Below are 13,379 nucleotides of genomic sequence, written 5' to 3' on the forward strand. Positions count from 1 at the left end.
ATGCGGGTGGCCCTTCCATCCTGTTAGGATTCGAACATGCGTTCGAATACCGTGCCCGCCGGCCCGCGCACCACGATCGATCGCCTCCGCTCCCGCGAGCGTCTCGAGTCCATCGCCCGCCTGCGCGCCGCCGTCCGCGCGATGGACGAGGTCGACGTCGCCGACTGGGACGACGGCGCCCTCACCGACCACCTCGAGGAGCTGTCCGCCACCCTGTGCGCCATCGACGCCCAGGTGACCCGCGTGGCCGACGCCGTGCGCGCCCGCGGCTTCCGCATAGCCGAGCCGAGAGCCGCCTGACCTACGGTGTCTTCCGACCCGGCGCTCACCCCTCCTCTGCGCCGCGTCCTCCCCGCCTGGCTGCGGACCGACGCTCACCCCTCCTCTGCGCCGCGTCCTCCCCGCCTGGCTGCGGACCGACGCTCACCCCTCCTCTGCGCCGCGTCCTCCCGCCTGGCTTCGGACCCGGCGCTCGCCCTCCTCTGCGCCGCATCTTGCCCGCCTGGCTTCGGGCCGGAAATTGTCGGGGGGTGCTGCCAGGATGAGGGTGTGCGATTCCTTGATCTGGCGGCGACCTCCGCGGCCGTCGCGGCGACCTCGGGGCGCAAGGCGAAGGTCGAGCTGGTGGCCGACGCGTTGCGCCGGCTCGAGCCCGACGAGATCGCCGCGGGCTCGGCGTTCCTGGCCGGTGAGCTGCGCCAGCGGCAGACCGGCGTGGGCTATGCCGGCCTGCGCGAGCGGCCCGAGCCGGCCGCCGAGCCGACGCTGACGGTGGGGGCCGTCGACGCGGCGATCGCCGACATCTCCGTCGTCGCCGGGGCCGGGTCGCAGGCCAAGCGGCGCGACCTGCTCGCGGCGCTGTTCGGCGCTGCGACCGCCGAGGAGCAGCGGCTGCTGATCGGCCTGTTCAGCGGCGAGCTGCGGCAGGGGGCCCAGGCCGGGCTGCTCGCCGACGCGATCGCCAAGGCGGCCGAGGTGCCGCTCACCGCGGTGCGCCGGGCGCTGCTGCTCAGCGGCGACCTCAAACAGGTCGCCGTCGCGGCGCTCACCGGCGGCGCCCCCGCCCTGACCGAGATCCACCTGCGGGTCGGCACCCCGCTCACCCCGATGCTGGCCCAGAGCGCGCCCGACGTCGGCGCCGCGTTGCTGGCCACCGGCGCCCCCGCGACCGTCGACGTGAAGCTCGACGGCATCCGCATCCAGGTCCACCGCTCCGGCGACGACGTGGCCGTCTTCACCCGCAGCCTCGACGACATCACCGCCCGCATGCCCGAGGTCGTCGAGGCCGTCCGCAAGCTGCCGCTGCGCGAGGCGGTGTTCGACGGCGAGGCGATGACGCTCGACGCGTCCGGCCGCCCCCGCCCCTTCCAGGAGACGTCGAGCCGTGCCGCCACCCGCGGGTCCACCGCCCGCGGGGCCGGCGCTTCCCGGGCGGCCGACCGGCTCGCGCTCGTCCCGTTCTTCTTCGACCTGCTCCACCTCGACGGCGCCGACCTGCTCGACGAGCCCGGCCGGGTGCGCTGGCAGGCGCTCGCCGACGCGCTGCCCGCCGAGCTGCTCGTCGGCCGCACGACCGTGACCAGCGAGGAGGAGGCCGCCGCCGCGTTCGCCGCCGCGCTCGCGGCCGGCCAGGAGGGCGTGGTCGTCAAGGCCGCCGAGGCGCCGTACGACGTGGGCCGCCGCGGCTCGGCCTGGGTCAAGGTGAAACCGCGGCACACGCTCGACCTCGTGGTCCTCGCCGTCGAGTGGGGTCACGGCCGCCGCCGCGGCTGGCTGTCGAACCTGCACCTGGGTGCCCGCGACCCGCGGACGGGCGAGTTCGTGATGCTGGGCAAGACGTTCAAGGGCCTCACCGACGAGCTGCTGCGCTGGCAGACCGAGCGCTTCCAGCAGCTCGCCACCGGCGACGACGGCTGGGTGGTGCGGGTGCGCCCCGAGCAGGTGGTCGAGATCGCCTTCGACGGCGTGCAGACCTCGCCGCGCTATCCGGGCGGGGTCGCGCTGCGCTTCGCCCGGGTGCTGCGCTACCGGGACGACAAGCCCGCCGCCGAGGCCGACACCATCGACACCGTCCGAGCGATCGGAGGCCACCCCACGACGGCCTGACCCGACAACCCCTCGCACCTCCGGGCCGACGTCCTCGGCCGGCCGGGACGGCGTTGCGCTCACCGGCCCGAGTCGCGCCGCGCTCATCGGCGGCCCGAACGGGGCCGCGCTCAGTCGACCGGCTGAGAACCCTGACCCGCGGCGTCCCGCGCCCGATCGGCGTCGGAAACCCGGTCCCCGCGCGCGGCGGCGGCCGCAGCTGCGGCGCGGCGGTCGGCCTCCTCGACGCGGTCGCGGGAGGCGGCGCGGCGGTCGGCCTCTTCCACGCGGTCGCGGGAGGCGGCGGCGCGGCGGCGGTCGGCCTCCTCGACGCGGTCGCCGCTGCGCGGGCGGGCGGCGGCGGGGGAGGGCTCGGCCCGGGGCGTCTCGCCGCGGGCCTCCTTGCGGGCGTAGTACACGTAGGCGGCCAGCGCCATGGCGGCGAACAGCCACCACTGCACCGCGTAGCCGCCGTTCTGCCACGCGTCCTCGTGCTCGATCGGGATGCGGACGAAGGCGGCGTCGTTCGCGGGCGTCTGCTCGGTCAGCAGCACGTACGAGCCGTACACGGGGTAGGGCATCTGGGGCGCCAGCCGGGGCAGCGAGATGCGGCGCGTGTCGAGCCGGCCGTCGCGGCGCTCGATCGGGGCCGGTCGGCTTTCCGACAGGTGGATCTGGCCGACGACCGTGACCTGGCCGGTCGGGGCGGCGGGCACGACGGGCGCCGCGAGCGCGCCGCCCTCGGGCGCCGGCACCCAGCCGCGGTCGACCAGCACGGCCGTCCCGTCCGCCAGCACCAGCGGCGTGACGATCTCGAAGCCGACGTCGCCGTCGACCGTGCGCCCCCGCGCCTGGATCTCGTGCGCCGGGTCGTAGCGCCCGCTGATGGTCACCTTTGTCCAGGCCAGGTCCTTGCCGGGGGCCGCGCCGGGCGCGCCGGGAGCCGTCGGCCTGGTCAGCACCGAGGTCAGCGGGACCGCCGCCACGGAGTCCGCCGCGTCGATCCGGTCGTTGATGGCGCTGCGTTCCTCGTAGCGCCGCAGCTGCCAGTTGCCGAGCATCACCATGACCACCGCCGCGGCCACGGCCAGGGCGGCTGCGGCCAGCCAGCGCGGGCTCAGCAGGAAGCGGTACACGCAACGAGGCTACCCGTCGCCCGGCTGCCGCCCGTAGCAGCCGGGTACTGTCCGAGACCAGCAGTCGACAGCAGGCAATATCCGCCCTCCAGGAGAGTCATTGATGAGCGCCCAGCCGCGTCTGGTCGTGAGCGCGCCCGCCTCGGGGCACGGCAAGACCGCCATCGCCGTCGGGCTGCTGGCCGCGTACGCGTCCCGCGGGGTCCCGGCCGCCGGCTTCAAGGTCGGCCCCGACCACACCGACGCCGCCTATCTGGGTCTCGCCGCCGGTCGCCCCGGGCGCAACCTCGACCCCCGCCTGGTCGGCGCGCAGCGGATCGCCCCGCTGTTCCTGCACGGCTCGTCGGGCGCGCAGATCTCGGTGGTCGAGGGCGCGATGGGCCTGTTCGACTCGCTCACCGGCCAGCCCGAGATCGACGGCACTGCCGCGGTCGCCGCCGTGCTGCGCGCCCCGGTCGTGATGGTCGTCGACGTCGCCTCGATGGGCCACTCGCTGGCCGCGCTCGTGCACGGCTTCCGGGTGTTCGACGAGATGGTGCACCTGGGCGGCGTCATCCTCAACCGGGTCGCGTCGCCGCGCCACGAGCAGATGCTGCGCACCGCGCTCGACGACATCGGCATGCCGGTGCTGGGCGCGCTGCGCCGCGGCGACCTGCCCAACGTGCTGCCCGCCCGGTCGCACGGCCCGGTGCCCGTCGCGCACCGCACCGTCGAGGCGAGCCGGGCCGTACGGCGTCTGGGTGAGGCCGTCGCGGGCGGCCTGGACCTGGATCGGATCATGGGGCTGGCGGCGTCCGCGCCCGCGCTGCCCGGCCCGGTGTGGACCCCGGCCGAGGCGGCGGGCGGCGAGGTCTTCGAGCAGCGTCCGGTGGTCGCGCTGGCCGGTGGTCCGGGCGCTCCCTACACGTACGTCGAGACGGCCGAGCTGCTCACCGCGGCCGGCGCCGACGTGGCGGTCGTCGACCCGCTGCGCGACGAGTGCCTTCCGGCCGGCACCCGGGCGCTGATCGTGGGCGGCGGGCTGTCCGAGGGGTACGCCGAGGAGCTGTCCGCGAACCGCCGGCTGTGCAATGCGGTCGCTCAGTTCGCCGCGGACGGCTGGCCGCTGATCGCCGAGGGTGTCGCGCTGCCGTGGCTGGGCCGGGACCTCGACGGGCGTCCGATGTGCGGGGTGCTCGACGCCTCGGCGGTGACCGGCGACCAGACCGTGGCCGGCTACCGCGAGGCCACCGCGCCCGCCACCTCGCCGTTGGCCCCCACCGGCGCGCGGATCACCGGCTACAAGCAGCACCGCGCCATCGTCACCCCGCGCGCCGGCGCCGTGCCCGCCTGGACCTGGTCGGGCGGCAACCCCGAGGGCTTCGTCTGGCGCCAGGTGCACGCCTCGCAGCTCGGCCTGCACTGGGCCGCCGCGCCCGAGATCGCCAAGCGTGTCGTGTCCGCCGCCGTCGCCGGCCCTGCGCCGCTGCTTCCCCCGATCCCGGTGCGGCCGATCCAGCCGTCCTCCCCGCCGCCCCAGGCCGCTCCCGCTGCGAGCCTCAGCGACACCGTCAACATCACGACCTCCTGACCCGGCCGCCCAGCACGCCGGTGAAGGCAGCCGGCCGGGGCGGGGGCGCCACCGGAGCGCCCGGGCGAAAGGCAGGTTCCGCCACAAAAGGCAAGATCGGATGGCGGAAAACCGTGCCGCCCGGAAGCATCCGTGAAAACGCCCTTCGGCGAACACGAAACTGTCGCACCCCACCCGTAACGTGGGGTTCACAGGTACGACGCGAAGGAGGATGGCCGTGGCCGATCGTGTTCCTCTGGATTTCGACCCGCCGGTCCGGGAGCTGAGGGCGCTGCTGCTGGGCGTCGACGACGACGAGCTGTCGGCTCCCACGCCCTGTCCCGAGTGGACCGTCGCGACCCTCCTCGATCATCTAATGGGCCTGTCCGTGGCCTTCACCCAGGCCGCCCACAAACGCGTCGACGCCCCCGAGACGTCCGCGCCGCCCGAGCCCTCCGCGCAGCACCTGTCCCGCCACTGGCGCAGCCGCCTGCCCGTCCTGCTCGAGGATCTCGCCACCGCCTGGAAGGATCCGGCCGCCTGGACGGGCACCTCCCAGGCCGGCGGCGTCACCATGCCCGCGGCGGCGCTCGGCCACGTCGCCATGAACGAGCTGATCATGCACAGCTGGGACCTGGCCCGGGCCACCGGTCAGGAATACTTCGCCGACCCCCGCACGCTCGAGGTGCTCATCGAGTTCCTCGCCCAGGGTCCCGCCGAGGGCACCCCGGGCATGTTCGGCCCCGTCGTCCCCACCGACGACGAGGCCACCCTGCTCGACCAGGCGCTCGCCCTCGCCGGCCGCGATCCCCACTGGCGCCGCCCACCCCGTCGCAGGCAGGCCTCCGCCGCTTAGTCGCCGGAGCTGGGGCCGGAGTCCGACTCCGAGCCGGAGTCGGAATCCGAGCCGGAGTCGGCGTCCCGGTCGGAGTCCGAGTCGGCATCGGAGTCGGACTCGGCATCCGAGTCAGAGTCACGATCGGCGTCGTCGGACCGGTCCTCGTCCCGGTCCCGGTCGCCGCGGTGGACGAGGTCGTCCGAGGGCGGGGTGAACTTCGCCTTCGGCCGTCCCTTGAGGGCGTCCTTGAGCGTCTCCGCGAACGTGTACTTCGAGACCGTCGACCGGCTCGAGCCCACGTTCTTCTCCGGGTTGTCCGGGTCCGCCACGAAGGCGGCCCCGGCCAGCTGCGGGGTGAAGCCGCAGAACCACGCGGTCTTGTTGCTGTCGGTGGTACCGCTCTTGCCGGCGACCGGCCGCTTCAACGTCGCGTAGACCATCTCGGAGGTGCCCCACCCGCCGCAGCTGCCGCGCGCCGAGCCGTACCCGGTGACGCACCGGGCCGCGTCCGTCGCCGCCCGGGCCACGTCCACGCTCACCGCGCGGTGGCAGCGCGGCGCCGCCACGAGCTTGCCCTGGAAGGTGGCGTCCTTCCCGTCCCGGGTCTTGATCGACCGCACCGGCAGCGGCTGGCAGTAGTTGCCCTCGGCGGCCAGCGTGGCGAACACGTTCGCCATCTCGACCGGCGTCGCGTCGCTGACCCCGAGCGTGAACGCGCCCCACCCGGAGGCGTGCTCCGGCGAGGCCAGCTTGCGGTCCACCTCCGTACGCCACCGCAGGCCCAGCCGCTCGGCCATCCGGACCGCCTTGTCCGCGCCGACCTTCTGCTCGAGCTGCACGAAGTACGTGTTCACCGACTTGCCGAAGCCGCTCCACATGGTCTGCCGGCCGGTCATCGAGCTGGTCGAGTTCTTCGGGCACCAGTGCACGCCGCAGGTCGCCGGGCCGGGCGCGGTGATGTACTTCGAGTAGAACCGCTGCGGGCTGTAGTAGGAGGTGCTCAGCGGCATCCCCTCGTCGAGCGCGGCCAGCATCGTGAAGATCTTGAAGGTCGACCCGGCCTGGTACCCGGCCATCGTGCCGCCGCCGAGCAGCGGGTTCACCGTGTTCGGATAGTTGCTCTTGAGCCCGCGGTAGCGGCTGTGCTTTTCGTTGCCGCTCTGGTCGAGCGAGTAACGCCGGTTCACCGCCATGCTCAGCAGCCGGCCGGTGTTGGGCTCGATCAGCACCTGGCCGTGCGCGATCCGGCTGCGCCGCTTCTCCTTGTCGAGGATGTGCTCCATGGCCGACGCCTGGATCCGCGGGTCGATCGAGGTGACGATCCGGTAGCCGCCGCGGCGCAGGGTCTCCTCGCGCTCCTGCGGGGTCGCGCCGAACGCCGGCTGCTCCTTCCACCACGACTTGAGGTAGTCGCAGAAGAAGCCCCAGTCGTTGCGCTGGTCGGCGATGCCGATGCAGTCGTTCTGCGGGGTGCTGAGCCGCAGCTTGATCCGGGTGCGCTTGGCCTCGGTGGCCTGCAGCGGCGAGATCGCCTTCATCTTCAGCATCTGATCGATCACGTAGTTGCGCCGCTCGGTCGCCGCCTGCTGGTCCTGCGTCGCCGGGTCGTACGCGGAAGGCGCCTTGACCAGGCCCGCGAGCAGGGCCGCCTCGGTGAGGCTGAGGTCGCGCGGCAGCTTCGAGAAGAAGACCTGAGAGGCGGAGAAGATCCCGTACGCCCGGTGGCCGTAGTACGCCGCGTTGAGGTAGCGCTCGAGGATCTCCTGCTTCGACATGCGCTTCTCGATCTCGATGGCGAGCCGCATCTCGCGCAGTTTGCGCTGGGTGGTCTGCTCGGTGGCCTCCAGCGCCTCCTTGGGCGTCTTCGCGCCGTCGCGCAGCGCCATCCGCACGTACTGCATGGTCAGCGTCGACGCGCCCTGCGACACCCCGCCCGCCTGGGAGTTGGCGACGAACGCGCGGGCCACGCCCTTGGCGTCCACGCCGTTGTGCTCGTAGAAGCGGGTGTCCTCGGACGCCACGATCGCCTGGGTGATGTACGGCGACATGTCGGCGATCCTGATCGGCTTGCGGTGTTCCTCGTAGAACTGTGTGAGCAGCGTCCGGCCGTCGGCGGCGTAGACGTACGTCGTCTGGGCCGTCGGCACTTCGATGAGTTGCTCGGGCATGCCCTTGAGGGCCTCACTGCCCGCCTTGACGCCTATGCCGGCGAGGGCGGTGAGGGGGTAGGCGAGACCGGCGATCACGAGACCCGCGATCAGGCCGGCACGGACGAGGGGAGCGACTTTTCCGGCTGCCACCACATGAAGGTATGACAAAAACTCTCATGTCAGCACGGATCGGCCGAAGTAAGGCACCGATAGGGGTGCGGCAAGCTTGGTGTCATGACCGAGGGCCGGGAGGGCAGACCGTGGTGAGCGCAGCATGACGATCGATCTCGCGCACCACGGCGACACGGAGGTGGGCGCCGGGCTGGTCGATCTCGCGGTCAACGTACGCCGTGAGCCCCCGCCGCCCTGGCTGGCCGGGCCACTGCAGGCGTCGCTGGGCGACCTGGCGGCGTACCCCGACGCAACCGCCGCCACCGCCGCCGTGGCCGCCCGGCACGGCCGCGACCCGGCGGAGGTCCTGCTGACCGCCGGCGCCGCCCAGGCGTTCGTGCTGCTCGCCCAGGCGCTGCGGGGTGTGCGCCGCCCGGTCGTGGTGCACCCGCAGTTCACCGAGCCCGAGGCCGCGCTGCGCAACGCCGGCCACACCGTCGAGCGGGTGCTGCTGCGCGCCGGGGACGGCTTCCGCCTGGACGCCTCGCTGGTGCCCGGCGACGCGGACCTGGTGTTCGTCGGCAACCCCACCAACCCGACCTCGGTGCTTCACCCCGCCGCCGAGATCGCCCGGCTGGCCCGCCCCGGCCGCGTGCTCGTGGTCGACGAGGCGTTCTCCGACACCACCCACCGCGAGGGCGTCGCGGGGGAGCCCGAGTCGCTGGCCGGGCGCCGCGACCTGCCCGGCCTGGTCGTGCTGCGCAGCCTCACCAAGACCTGGGGGCTGGCCGGGCTGCGCATCGGCTACCTGCTGGGGCCAGCCGGCCTGCTGCCCCGGCTGGCCGCCGCGCAGCCGCTCTGGGCGGTCTCCACCCCCGCGCTGGCCGCCGCGACCGCCTGCGCCTCGCCCGTCGCGGTCGCCGCCGAGCGCGAGATCGCCGTCCGCCTCGCCGCCGACCGATCCCACCTCGTGCGACGCCTGCGGCACGTGCCGAACCTCACGGTCGCGGGCGATCCGGCCAGCGCATTCGTGGCCGTACGCCTCGAAGGAGCCGACAAAGTGCGCCTCGACCTGCGGGAACGCGGATATGCCGTCCGTCGCGGCGACACCTTTCCCGGGCTGGGCGCCGACTGGCTGCGCATCGCCGTGCGCGACACTGCCATCACCGACGCTTTCGTCGACACCTTGACCACCGTGCTGAAGGAGCGCCCGTGACCGCCGACTCGGAGCAGCCGACCGTGCCCGCCGCCCCGGAGCAGCCGACCAGGGTCGCCGACTCGGAGCAGCCGACCGAGCCCGCCGTGCCGGAGCAGCCGACCAGGGCCGCCGACTCCGAGCAGCCGACCGGGCCCGCCGTGCCGGAGCAGCCGGCCGCAGGGGGCGGCGAGGGGGCGGACGCCGGCCTGGAGGCGACCGTCGCCGCGATCCGGCCCGCCGACGAGGCCGCCATGGCCGCCGCCCGCGAGCTGCAGGCCCGGCTGACCAAGCCGGCCGGCTCGCTGGGCGCGCTCGAGGAGCTCTCCGTCCGCCTCGCCGGCCTGGCCGGGACCTGCCCGCCGCCGATGCCCGCCCCCGCCACCGTGGCGGTCTTCGCCGGCGACCACGGCGTGCACGCCCAGGGCGTCTCCCCGTGGCCGCAGGAGGTCACCGCCCAGATGGTGGCGAACTTCGTGGCCGGCGGCGCGGTCGTCAACGCGTTCGCCCGGCAGGCCGGCGCCGACGTGATGGTGGTCGACGTCGGCGTGGCGATCCCGCTGCACGGCGGCAGCACCCTGCTCGACGCCAACGTGCGCCGCGGCACCCGCGACCTGTCCGTGGAGCCCGCCCTCACCCGCGACGAGGCCCGCCGGGCGGTCGAGGTCGGCATCGGGGTCGCCGGCGCGCTCGTGGCCTCCGGCGCCCGGTGCCTGGTCACCGGCGACATGGGCATCGCCAACACCACCCCCGCGGCCGCGCTGATCGCCGCCTTCACCGGCAGCGACCCGGCCGGCGCGACCGGCCGCGGCACCGGCGTCGACGACGCGACGCTGGAGCACAAGGTCGAGGTCGTCCGTCGCGCGCTCGCCCTGCACCGCCCCGACCCGGCCGACCCGCTCGGCGTGCTCGCCGCGGTCGGCGGCCTCGAGCACGCCGCGCTCGCCGGCTTCATCCTGGGGGCGGCCGCCCGCCGCGTGCCGGTCATCGTCGACGGCGTGATCGCCGCCTCGGCCGCGCTCGCGGCCGCCGCCTTCGCCCCGGACGCGGTCGCCGCCATGGTCGCCGGGCACCGCTCGGCCGAGCCCGGCGCCACCGTCGCACTCGCCCACCTGGGCCTCGAGCCCCTGCTCGACCTCGGCATGCGCCTCGGCGAGGGCAGCGGCGCCGCGCTCGCGCTGCCGGTCGTCTCGGCCGCCGTGCGCGTGCTGCGCGAGGTGGCCACCTTCGACAGCGCGGGAGTCTCGGAGAAGTGAGCGTCTATCCCCTCGGTCTCAAGCTCGCCGGCCGCCGCGTGCTGATGGTCGGCGGCGGCGCGGTGGCGACCCGCCGGGTGCCCGCGCTGCTGGCCTCCGGCGCCGTGGTCGAGATCGTCTCGCCCGAGCTCACCCCCGCGCTGCAGGGCGTGGTGGACGCCGGTCGAGCCACCTGGAGCGCCCGCCGCTTCGAGCCCGCGGACGTCGACGGCGCCTGGCTGGTGCACGTCGCGGTGGACGACCCGGCCGCCGCCGAGCAGGTCAGCGCCGCGGCCGAGGAGCGCCGGGTGTTCTGCGTGCGGGCCGACGACCGGGACGCGGCCACGGCCTGGACTCCCGCCGTCACGCGGCAGGGCCAGGTCACCGTCGCGGTCACCGACGGCGGGGACCGGCGGCGCGCGATGGCCGTACGGGATCTGGTCGCCCACGCCCTCGAGAGCGCGCCGCCCGTCGCCGCGGAGCACAAGGGCGTCGCGCTGGTCGGCGCCGGTCCCGGCGACCCCGAGCTGATCACGGTGAAGGGCCGCCGCCTGCTGGCCGCCGCGGACGTGGTGGTGGCCGACCGGCTGGTGCCCGGCATGCTGCTCGGCGAGCTGCGGCCCGACGTGGAGTTCGTCGACGCTGCCAAGATCCCGTACGGGCCGTCGGCCGCCCAGGAGGAGATCAACCGGATCCTCGTCGAGAAGGCGCTCGAGGGAAAGTTCGTGGTGCGGCTCAAGGGCGGCGACCCCTTCGTCTTCGGCCGCGGCGGCGAGGAGGCCATCGCCTGCGCCCGCGCGGGCGTGCCGGTGCTCGTCGTGCCCGGCGTGACCAGCTCGATCGCGGCGCCCGCGCTGGCCGGCATCCCGGTCACCCACCGCGGCGTGACGCACGAGTTCACCGTGGTCAGCGGCCACATCCCGCCCGAGCACCCGGACTCGCTGGTCGACTGGCCGGCGCTGGCCCGGATGCGCGGCACCGTGGTGCTGATGATGGGCCTGAAGAACCTCGGCGCGATCACCAGCCGCCTGATCGCCGAGGGCCGTCCCGCGGACACCCCGGCCGCCGTCGTCCAGGAGGGCTCCACCAGCCACCAGCGCTCGCTGCGCAGCACGCTGGGCGAGGTCACCGCCGCGGTCGCCGAGGCCGGCATCCGCCCGCCGGCCGTCGTGGTGATCGGCGATGTCGTGCACGCAGCGGTATAGAAGCGTCACCGTGTGGGTAGGTCGTTCGACATGGACGGACGGCCGCAGATGACGCTGACGGGAGTAGTGCTGGATTCGCCCGACGCCCGGGAGCTGGCCCGCTTCTATCAGCGGCTGCTGGGGTGGAGCGCGACCCAGGAGGAGGAGGGCTGGGTGGTGCTCGGCGCTCCCGGGGGCGGCGCCGGGTTGTCGTTCCAGACCGAGAAGAGGTACGTCCGCCCGGTGTGGCCGGCCGTGCCCGGCGAGCCGCAGATGAGCATGCACCTCGACATCGAGGTCGAGGACCTGGAGGCGGCGTGCGAGCACGCCACCCGGGCAGGTGCCACGCTCGCCGGCTTCCAGCCGCAGGAGAACGTCCGGGTCTTCCTCGACCCGGACGGTCATCCGTTCTGCCTCTACGTGGACTGAGGGTCGCGGCCCTCGGCCGCCTCCTCGAGCGCGTCCAGGAACGTGCGCGCCCACTGGGCCACGTCGTGGGTGCGCAGGTGCCGCTGCATGACCCGCATCCGCCGCTTGAGCTCGGCCGGCTCGGCGCCGACCGCACGCAGCAGCGCGTCCTTCACGCCGTCCGGGTCGTGCGGGTTGCACAGGAACGCCTGGCGCATCTCGGTCGCCGCGCCCGCGAACTCGCTGAGCACCAGCGCGCCGCCGGTGTCGCCGCGGCAGGCCACGTACTCCTTCGCGACCAGGTTCATGCCGTCGCGCAGCGGGGTCACCATCATGACGTCGGCCGCCGCGTACATCGCGGCGAGCTCCGGCTTGCTGACCGACTGGTGCAGGTAGTGCACGGCGGGCGTGCCGACCCGGCCGAACTCGCCGTTGATGCGGCCCACCTCGCGCTCGACCTTGACCCGCAGCGTCTGGTAGTGCTCGACGCGCTCGCGGCTCGGCGTCGCCACCTGCACCATCACCGCGTCGCCCACCTTGAGCTTGCCGTCGGCCAGCAGCTCGCGGAACGCCTTGAGCCGCAGCTCGATGCCCTTGGTGTAGTCGAGCCGGTCGACGCCCAGCACGATCGTCTTGGGGTCGCCCAGCTCGGCCCGGATCTCCTTGGCCCGCGCCTGCACCTTGGGGTCGGCGGCGAGCCGCTCCATCTCCTTGGTGTCGATGCTGATCGGGAACGCGCCCGCCTTGACCTTGCGGCCGTCCACCTGGATCGACTGGCCCTCGTAGCGGAGCCCGAGCAGGTGCCGGGCCAGCCGGACGAAGTTCTGCGCGGCCAGCCGCTGCTGGAAGCCCACCAGGTCGGAGCCCAGCAGGCCGCGCAGCACCTCGGCGCGGAACGGCATCTGCATGAACAGCTCGATCGGCGGGAACGGGATGTGCAGGAAGAACCCGATCTTGAGGTCGGGCCGCAGCTCGCGCAGCATCGCCGGCACGAGCTGCAGCTGGTAGTCCTGCACCCAGACGGTCGCGCCGTCGTCGGCGACCTCGGCGGCGGCCTCGGCGAAGCGCTGGTTGACCAGCCGGTACGTCTCGCGCCACCGGCGCTTGTAGACCGGCGTCTCGACGGCGTCGTGATAGAGCGGCCAGATGGTCGCGTTGGACTGGCCCTCGTAGTAGCGCTCGAGCTCGTCGGCGCTCAGCGGCACCGGGTGGATGCGGATGCCCTCGAGCTCGAACGGCTCGGGCGCCTCACCCGTGCCGCCCGCCCAGCCGATCCAGGTGCCGCCGTGCTCGGTCAGCACCGGATGCAGGGCGGTGACGAGACCGCCGGGACTCGTGCGCCACTGGCGCTCCCCGTCCGAGGTGGTCACCTCGTCGACGGGCAGGCGGTTGGCGACTACGACGAAGGAACTTCGTTCGGCCACGCTGAGTGCACCTCCGGGTCGTTTCTGTTCCCCACCGTGAGCCTACTGTGCGTAGCAGCACGGG

10 protein-coding genes and 1 pseudogene are annotated in these 13,379 nt (G+C 74.1%); 8 read left to right on the forward strand and 3 right to left on the reverse strand.

Annotated elements, in window-relative coordinates:
- The first annotated feature begins 36 nt into the window (after positions 1 to 36).
- Both ACSNN8_RS19550 and ACSNN8_RS19555 read left to right on the forward strand, forming a co-directional pair.
- Entirely contained in the window at positions 37 to 300 is a 264-nt protein-coding gene (locus ACSNN8_RS19550; RefSeq protein ID WP_436650646.1) for a hypothetical protein, read from the forward strand.
- Between the two features lie 249 nt (positions 301 to 549).
- Complete coding sequence (locus ACSNN8_RS19555) at positions 550 to 2,106, forward strand: ATP-dependent DNA ligase (RefSeq protein WP_436650647.1); 1,557 nt, start codon at positions 550 to 552, stop codon at positions 2,104 to 2,106.
- A 110-nt stretch (positions 2,107 to 2,216) separates the two neighbouring features.
- On the opposite strand, the gene ACSNN8_RS19560 is transcribed toward ACSNN8_RS19555, so the two are convergent.
- Positions 2,217 to 3,221: an SURF1 family cytochrome oxidase biogenesis protein gene (locus tag ACSNN8_RS19560; protein WP_436650648.1), complete on the reverse strand. Its 1,005-nt coding sequence runs from the start codon at positions 3,219 to 3,221 to the stop codon at positions 2,217 to 2,219.
- Between the two features lie 103 nt (positions 3,222 to 3,324).
- Between ACSNN8_RS19560 and ACSNN8_RS19565 the strand changes: the two genes are divergently transcribed.
- Positions 3,325 to 4,791, forward strand: a complete 1,467-nt coding sequence (locus ACSNN8_RS19565; protein ID WP_436650649.1) for a cobyrinate a,c-diamide synthase — start codon at positions 3,325 to 3,327, stop codon at positions 4,789 to 4,791.
- A gap of 217 nt (positions 4,792 to 5,008) precedes the next feature.
- Positions 5,009 to 5,626: a TIGR03086 family metal-binding protein gene (locus tag ACSNN8_RS19570; RefSeq protein WP_436650650.1), complete on the forward strand. Its 618-nt coding sequence runs from the start codon at positions 5,009 to 5,011 to the stop codon at positions 5,624 to 5,626.
- A gap of 167 nt (positions 5,627 to 5,793) precedes the next feature.
- On the opposite strand, the pseudogene ACSNN8_RS19575 reads toward ACSNN8_RS19570, so the two are convergent.
- A pseudogene (locus tag ACSNN8_RS19575) lies at positions 5,794 to 7,926 on the reverse strand (transglycosylase domain-containing protein); the annotation flags it as partial.
- Positions 7,927 to 8,032: 106 nt separating this feature from the next.
- On the opposite strand from ACSNN8_RS19575, the gene cobC reads away from it, so the two are divergent.
- From cobC to ACSNN8_RS19595, 4 genes are all read left to right on the forward strand, one after another.
- Positions 8,033 to 9,085, forward strand: coding sequence for an Rv2231c family pyridoxal phosphate-dependent protein CobC (gene cobC, locus ACSNN8_RS19580; protein ID WP_436650651.1), 1,053 nt, complete (start codon positions 8,033 to 8,035; stop codon positions 9,083 to 9,085).
- Between the two features lie 188 nt (positions 9,086 to 9,273).
- Positions 9,274 to 10,320 (forward strand): nicotinate-nucleotide--dimethylbenzimidazole phosphoribosyltransferase, encoded by a 1,047-nt coding sequence (cobT, locus tag ACSNN8_RS19585; RefSeq protein ID WP_436650763.1) that lies wholly within the window; start codon positions 9,274 to 9,276, stop codon positions 10,318 to 10,320.
- Positions 10,317 to 11,504 carry a uroporphyrinogen-III C-methyltransferase gene (gene cobA / locus ACSNN8_RS19590; protein WP_436650652.1) on the forward strand — a complete coding sequence of 396 codons (1,188 nt, stop codon included), beginning with the start codon at positions 10,317 to 10,319 and terminating at the stop codon, positions 11,502 to 11,504. Before cobT ends, cobA begins: the two co-directional genes overlap by 4 nt.
- A 30-nt stretch (positions 11,505 to 11,534) precedes the next feature.
- Positions 11,535 to 11,912 (forward strand): VOC family protein, encoded by a 378-nt coding sequence (locus ACSNN8_RS19595; protein WP_436650653.1) that lies wholly within the window; start codon positions 11,535 to 11,537, stop codon positions 11,910 to 11,912.
- Here the strand turns inward: ACSNN8_RS19595 and ACSNN8_RS19600 are convergent.
- On the reverse strand, positions 11,900 to 13,315 hold the full coding sequence (locus tag ACSNN8_RS19600) for an alpha,alpha-trehalose-phosphate synthase (UDP-forming) (RefSeq protein ID WP_436650654.1): 1,416 nt from the start codon (positions 13,313 to 13,315) through the stop codon (positions 11,900 to 11,902). The genes ACSNN8_RS19595 and ACSNN8_RS19600 overlap by 13 nt on opposite strands.
- Positions 13,316 to 13,379 lie beyond the last annotated feature (64 nt).

The sequence above is a fragment of the Actinoplanes sp. URMC 104 genome, assembly GCF_051386375.1.
GTDB lineage: Bacteria > Actinomycetota > Actinomycetes > Mycobacteriales > Micromonosporaceae > Actinoplanes.

What these genes read in the sequence shown, in the direction of transcription:
- ACSNN8_RS19565 (WP_436650649.1), top strand. Translation starts at nt 3,325, where the DNA reads ATGAGCGCCCAGCCGCGTCTGGTCGTGAGCGCGCCCGCCTCGGGGCAC.
- ACSNN8_RS19550 (WP_436650646.1), top strand. Translation starts at nt 37, where the DNA reads ATGCGTTCGAATACCGTGCCCGCCGGCCCGCGCACCACGATCGATCGC.
- ACSNN8_RS19595 (WP_436650653.1), top strand. Translation starts at nt 11,535, where the DNA reads ATGGACGGACGGCCGCAGATGACGCTGACGGGAGTAGTGCTGGATTCG.
- cobC (WP_436650651.1), top strand. Translation starts at nt 8,033, where the DNA reads ATGACGATCGATCTCGCGCACCACGGCGACACGGAGGTGGGCGCCGGG.